At 70.7% G+C, this 5,841-nt stretch carries 6 protein-coding genes; 5 read left to right on the forward strand and 1 reads right to left on the reverse strand.

The window, feature by feature from the left end:
* Positions 1–132 precede the first annotated feature (132 nt).
* The gene (locus AB0N07_RS49505) at positions 133–801 is read right to left on the reverse strand and encodes a pirin family protein (protein WP_365847376.1); all 669 of its coding nucleotides are present in this window, start codon (positions 799–801) and stop codon (positions 133–135) included.
* Positions 802–875: 74 nt separating this feature from the next.
* On the opposite strand from AB0N07_RS49505, the gene fasR reads away from it, so the two are divergent.
* The 5 genes from fasR to fabF all read left to right on the forward strand — a co-directional run bounded on the left by fasR (position 876) and on the right by fabF (position 5,818).
* A complete protein-coding gene (fasR, locus tag AB0N07_RS49510; protein WP_365847378.1) occupies positions 876–2,084 on the forward strand; it encodes a fatty acid biosynthesis transcriptional regulator FasR in 1,209 nt (402 codons plus the stop codon).
* 89 nt (positions 2,085–2,173) lie between these two features.
* On the forward strand, positions 2,174–3,091 hold the full coding sequence (locus AB0N07_RS49515) for an ACP S-malonyltransferase (RefSeq protein ID WP_365847380.1): 918 nt from the start codon (positions 2,174–2,176) through the stop codon (positions 3,089–3,091).
* Between the two features lie 20 nt (positions 3,092–3,111).
* Positions 3,112–4,110 carry a ketoacyl-ACP synthase III gene (locus AB0N07_RS49520; protein ID WP_365847381.1) on the forward strand — a complete coding sequence of 333 codons (999 nt, stop codon included), beginning with the start codon at positions 3,112–3,114 and terminating at the stop codon, positions 4,108–4,110.
* A gap of 108 nt (positions 4,111–4,218) precedes the next feature.
* On the forward strand, positions 4,219–4,467 hold the full coding sequence (locus AB0N07_RS49525; RefSeq protein ID WP_015660680.1) for an acyl carrier protein: 249 nt from the start codon (positions 4,219–4,221) through the stop codon (positions 4,465–4,467).
* Between the two features lie 79 nt (positions 4,468–4,546).
* Entirely contained in the window at positions 4,547–5,818 is a 1,272-nt protein-coding gene (fabF, locus tag AB0N07_RS49530) for a beta-ketoacyl-ACP synthase II (RefSeq protein WP_365847383.1), read from the forward strand.
* Positions 5,819–5,841 lie beyond the last annotated feature (23 nt).

Consider the following 5,841-nt stretch of genomic DNA (forward strand, 5'->3'; position numbering starts at 1 on the left):
CCCCGCTCGAGCGAAGCCGAGAGTGGGGGAGTTCGAGGACGAGGCCGTTCAGGCCTAAAGCGGGGGTCTGGGGGCGCAGCCCCCAGGGACGGGAAGGGTAGGGGCGGCGGGGGCGAACCCCCGGGCGCGCGGTCACCATCGTTCCGCCTCGTTCTCAAGTGCCCAGATCAGCAGCTCCGCGTCCGTCGCGGCCAGTGCCTCCAGATCCTTGGCGTCCGTGACGCGGGCCGCATCACCCGGCCCCAACTCCTCGCCGTCCAGCCGCACTTCACCACGTACGACGTGGAGGTAGACGTATCGCCCGTCCGGCACCGCCGTCCGCTCCCCCGCCCCCAGGCGCCGTACATGGAGCATCGCGCCCGCCTCCGGGACCGCGTACGGGGTCGAGTCCGCGATGCCGTGGACGATCTCGTATGCGGGGTCGCCGCCGGGGTCGCGGGGGGCCAGCCACATCTGGACGAAGATCAGGGGGCCGTCGCCGTCGTTGCGCTCCACGTGTCGTACGCCCGCGGCCGAGCTCAGCCGCTGGACGTCGCCGGGCCGGACCGTCGTCTCGTGGCCGAACGAGTCACGGTGGGTCAGTTCGCCCTCGACCACCCACGTCACGATCTCGGTGTGGCTGTGCGGGTGTTCGTCGAAGCCGGCACCGGGCGCGAGGCGCTCCTCGTTGCAGGCGATCACCGCGCCGAAGCGGAGGTTGTCGGGGTCGTAGTGCGGGCCGAAGGAGAAGGCGTGCCACGACTCGATGCCGGCTGCCGGGTCGCCCCCTGGGTAGCGCTCCGCAGCGCGCCGTACGTCCATCACGAACTCCACGGTAGCCCTGAGCCCGCACCCGGCGACGCACGCTCCCGTCCGGATGAGGCAGTCTTGTCCCCGTGCCCGAACCCGAACCCGAAACAAGCAAGCCCGAAGCCGCGCCCGGCGTCCACTCGCATGCAGCGACCCTGAAGCGACTGGAGAAGTCCTCCGGCTCTCTCGCCCAGCAGGCCATCGCGCGCATGGGCGAGACGCTGCCGTGGTACCGGGCGATGCCCCCGGAGAACCGTTCCTGGATCGGGTTGGTCGCCCAGGCCGGTATCGCCGCCTTCACCGAGTGGTTCCGGCACCCCGACGCCCCGCAGGCCATCTCGACGGATGTGTTCGGGACCGCGCCCCGCGAGCTGACCAGGGCGATCACGCTGCGGCAGACCGTGGAGATGGTGCGCACCACCATCGAGGTCATGGAGTCCGCGATCGACGAGGTGGCGGCACCCGGTGACGAGAGCGTGCTGCGCGAGGCGCTGCTCGTGTACGCCCGGGAGATCGCCTTCGCCACCGCGCAGGTGTATGCCCAGGCCGCCGAGGCACGCGGTGCCTGGGACGCGCGCCTGGAGTCCCTCGTCGTCAATGCGGTGCTCAGCGGGGAGGCCGACGAGGGCGCCGTCAGCCGGGCCGCCGCCCTGGGGTGGAACGCCCCCGAGCATGTGTGTGTCGTCCTCGGGACCGCTCCGGACGGGGACTCCGAGTTGACGGTGGAGGCGATCCGGCGGGCCGCCCGGCACGCCAAGCTGCAGGTGCTCACCGGGGTGCTCGGGGACCGGCTCGTGGTCATCGCCGGTGGCAGCGACAACCCCATCGCGGTGGCCAAGTCGCTGATCGGGCCGTATGCGGCCGGGCCCGTGGTGGCCGGGCCCGTGGTGGCCGATCTGCTCGCCGCCACCCGGTCCGCGCAGGCAGCTGCCGCCGGCCTCAAAGCGTGTTCCGCCTGGCAGGACGCCCCGCGGCCGGTACTGGCGGACGATCTGCTGCCGGAGCGCGCGATCGCCGGTGACCCGAGCGCGCGCGAGCAGTTGGTGGAGGAGATCTACAGACCGCTGGAGGAGGCCGGCTCGGCGCTTCTGGAGACGCTCTCCGTCTATCTGGAGCAGGCGAGCAGTCTGGAAGGCGCGGCCCGGATGCTCTTCGTTCACCCGAACACCGTGCGCTACCGGCTCCGACGTGTGACTGACGTCACCGGTTGGTCGCCTTCCGATGTACGCTCCGCCTTCACGCTGCGGATCGCGCTGATCCTGGGGCGTCTGGCCGACGGGGATCTCCCCGCCTAGTCTTTTGTCGGGGGTCCACAAAACCCCCTCGTGTTCTTCGTCCCTGTCCCCACGGGCGGCCTTGGCCGTCCACAAGAGAGAGTGTGAGAGTGCTCGTACTCGTCGCTCCCGGCCAGGGCGCCCAGACGCCCGGCTTCCTGACCCCCTGGCTCGAACTGCCCGGTGCCGCTGACCGCGTCGCCGCCTGGTCGGACGCCATCGGACTGGACCTCGCCCACTACGGCACGAAGGCCGACGCGGAGGAGATCCGCGACACCGCCGTGGCCCAGCCGCTGCTGGTCGCGGCCGGCATCCTGTCCGGCGCGGCACTCGGTGCCAGCACGCCGGGCGCCGTCGCGGGCCACAGCGTCGGCGAGATCACCGCCGCCGCCTTCGCGAGCGTCCTCGACGACACCTCCGCGCTCGCCCTCGTACGCAAGCGGGGTCTGGCCATGGCCGACGCCGCCGCGGTCACCGAGACCGGGATGTCGGCGCTGCTCGGCGGCGACCCCGAGGTCTCCGTCGCGCACCTGGAGAAGCTGGGCCTGACCCCGGCGAACGTGAACGGCGCGGGCCAGATCGTCGCCGCGGGCACCCTGGAGCAGCTCGCCGTGCTGAACGAGGACAAGCCCGAGGGCGTCCGCAAGGTCGTCCCGCTGAAGGTCGCCGGCGCGTTCCACACGCACCACATGGCGCCCGCAGTCGACGCGCTGGCGAAGGCCGCCGCCGAACTGGCCCCCGCCGACCCGAAGTTCACGTACGTGTCCAACAAGGACGGGCGGACGGTCGCGACCGGCGCCGAGGTGCTGGAGCGCCTGGTCGGCCAGGTCGCCAACCCGGTCCGCTGGGACCTGTGCATGGAGACCTTCAAGGAGCTCGGCGCGACCGCCCTCATCGAGGTCTCCCCCGGCGGCACGCTGGTCGGCCTCGCCAAGCGCGCGCTGCCGGGCGTGAAGACGCTCGCGCTCAAGACCCCCGACGACCTCGACGCGGCCCGCGAGCTCATCGCCGAGCACGCCAACGCCTGACATCAAGGAGCCGTACGAACATGTCGAAGATCAAGCCCAGCAAGGGCGCCCCGTACGCGCGCATCCTCGGTGTGGGCGGCTACCGCCCGACCCGGGTGGTGCCCAACGAGGTGATCCTCGAGACGATCGACTCGTCCGACGAGTGGATCCGTTCGCGCTCCGGCATCGAGACCCGGCACTGGGCCTCCGCCGAGGAGACCGTCGCCGCGATGTCGATCGAGGCGTCCGGCAAGGCGATCGCCGACGCCGGGATCTCCGCCGAGCAGATCGGCGGCGTGATCGTCTCCACCGTGTCGCACTTCAAGCAGACCCCCGCCGTGGCCACGGAGATCGCCGACAAGCTCGGCACGAACAAGGCCGCCGCCTTCGACATCTCGGCGGGCTGCGCGGGCTTCGGCTACGGGCTCACCCTCGCCAAGGGCATGATCGTCGAGGGCTCCGCGGAGTACGTCCTGGTCATCGGCGTGGAGCGGCTGTCCGACCTCACCGACCTGGAGGACCGTGCGACGGCCTTCCTGTTCGGCGACGGTGCGGGCGCGGTCGTGGTCGGCCCCTCCACGGAGCCGGCGATCGGCCCGACCGTGTGGGGCTCGGAGGGCGACAAGTCCGAGACCATCAAGCAGACCGTGGCGTGGAACGAGTACGACAGCTCCACGGACAAGTTCCCTGCGATCACGCAGGAGGGCCAGGCGGTGTTCCGCTGGGCCGTGTTCGAGATGGCGAAGGTCGCCCAGCAGGCGCTGGACGCGGCCGGGATCACCCCGGACGACCTGGACGTCTTCATTCCCCACCAGGCCAACGAGCGGATCATCGACTCGATGGTGAAGACGCTGAAACTGCCGGAGCACGTCACGGTCGCGCGTGACGTACGCACCACCGGCAACACCTCGGCCGCCTCGATTCCGCTCGCCATGGAGCGGCTTCTGGCGACCGGTGAGGCGAAGAGCGGCGACACCGCGCTCGTCATCGGCTTCGGGGCGGGTCTCGTGTACGCCGCGACGGTCGTTACCCTCCCCTAGGCACTTCGTGCCGGATCATCATCGGATCCGGTGCGGAAAGCACTGCAACACCTGCCGCTGACGCGGCGGGCGCCACACCCTCTGGATTACTACGAAGGAGCGCCTGACATGGCCGCCACTCAGGAAGAGATCGTCGCCGGTCTCGCCGACATCGTGAACGAGATCGCCGGCATCCCGGTTGAGGACGTCCAGCTGGACAAGTCCTTCACCGACGACCTGGACGTCGACTCGCTGTCCATGGTCGAGGTCGTCGTCGCCGCCGAAGAGCGCTTCGACGTCAAGATCCCGGACGAGGACGTCAAGAACCTCAAGACGGTCGGCGACGCGACCGACTACATCCTCAAGCACCAGGCCTGAGCCTTCTAGGCCCGGCTGCATTGCCCCGCCACCCGGCGGTGGCGCCGCTGAATCCCGATCCGTTGGAGAAAGAATTCCCGTGAGCCCGACCAATCGCACCGTGGTCGTCACCGGTATCGGCGCAACCACACCGCTGGGTGGCGACGCAGCCTCTACCTGGGAGGGCCTGATCGCCGGCAAGTCCGGCGTGAAGCCCCTGGAGCAGGAGTGGGCCGCCGAGCAGGCGGTCCGTATCGCCGCACCGATCGCCGTGGAGCCCACCGAGGTCATCCCCCGGCCGCAGGCCCGCCGCCTGGACCGCTCGGCGCAGTTCGCGCTGATCGCGGCCAAGGAGGCCTGGGCGGACGCCGGTTTCACCGAGAAGGCCGGTGACGATGCGAGCATCGACCCGGACCGTCTCGGTGCCGTCATCGCCTCCGGCATCGGCGGTGTGACGACCCTGCTCGACCAGTACGACGTGCTGAAGGAGAAGGGCGTACGCCGCGTCTCCCCGCACACCGTCCCCATGCTGATGCCGAACAGCCCCTCCGCCAACGTGGGTCTCCTCGTGGGCGCCCGTGCGGGCGTGCACACCCCGGTCTCCGCCTGCGCGTCGGGCGCCGAGGCCATCGGCTACGCCATCGAGATGATCCGTACCGGCCGCGCCGACGTCGTCGTCGCGGGTGGCACGGAGGCGGCCATCCACCCGCTCCCGATCGCCGCGTTCGGCAACATGATGGCGATGTCCAAGAACAACGACGACCCGCAGGGCGCCTCGCGGCCCTACGACGTCGCCCGTGACGGCTTCGTCCTCGGCGAGGGCGCCGGCGTCCTCGTCCTGGAGTCCGCCGAGCACGCCGCCAAGCGCGGTGCCCGCGTGTACGCGGAGGCGGTCGGCCAGGGCATCTCCGCCGACAGCCACGACATCGTGCAGCCGGAGCCCGAGGGCCGCGGCATCTCGCACGCCCTGCAGAACCTGCTGGAGCGCACCGACCTGGACCCGGCGGAGATCGTGCACGTCAACGCGCACGCCACCTCGACGCCTGCCGGTGACGTGGCCGAGCTGAAGGCGCTGCGGAAGGTGTTCGGCGACGATGCCGACCACATGGCGGTCTCGGCCACCAAGTCGATGACGGGTCATCTGCTGGGTGGTGCGGGCGGGGTCGAGTCCGTCGCCACGATCCTGGCGCTGTACCACCGGGTTGCTCCGCCGACCATCAATGTCGAGAACCTCGACCCTGAGGCGGAGGCGGCTGCGGACATCGTCCGTGGCGAGGCCCGGAAGCTGCCCGTTGAGGGCCGTATTGCGGCCCTCAATGACTCCTTTGGGTTTGGTGGGCACAACGTGGTGCTGGCGTTCCGGACGGTCTGACTGCCGTGAACGGCGTGTGGCCC

The organism is Streptomyces sp. NPDC051172 (genome assembly GCF_040682555.1).
In the GTDB taxonomy this organism is placed as follows: Bacteria; Actinomycetota; Actinomycetes; order Streptomycetales; family Streptomycetaceae; genus Streptomyces.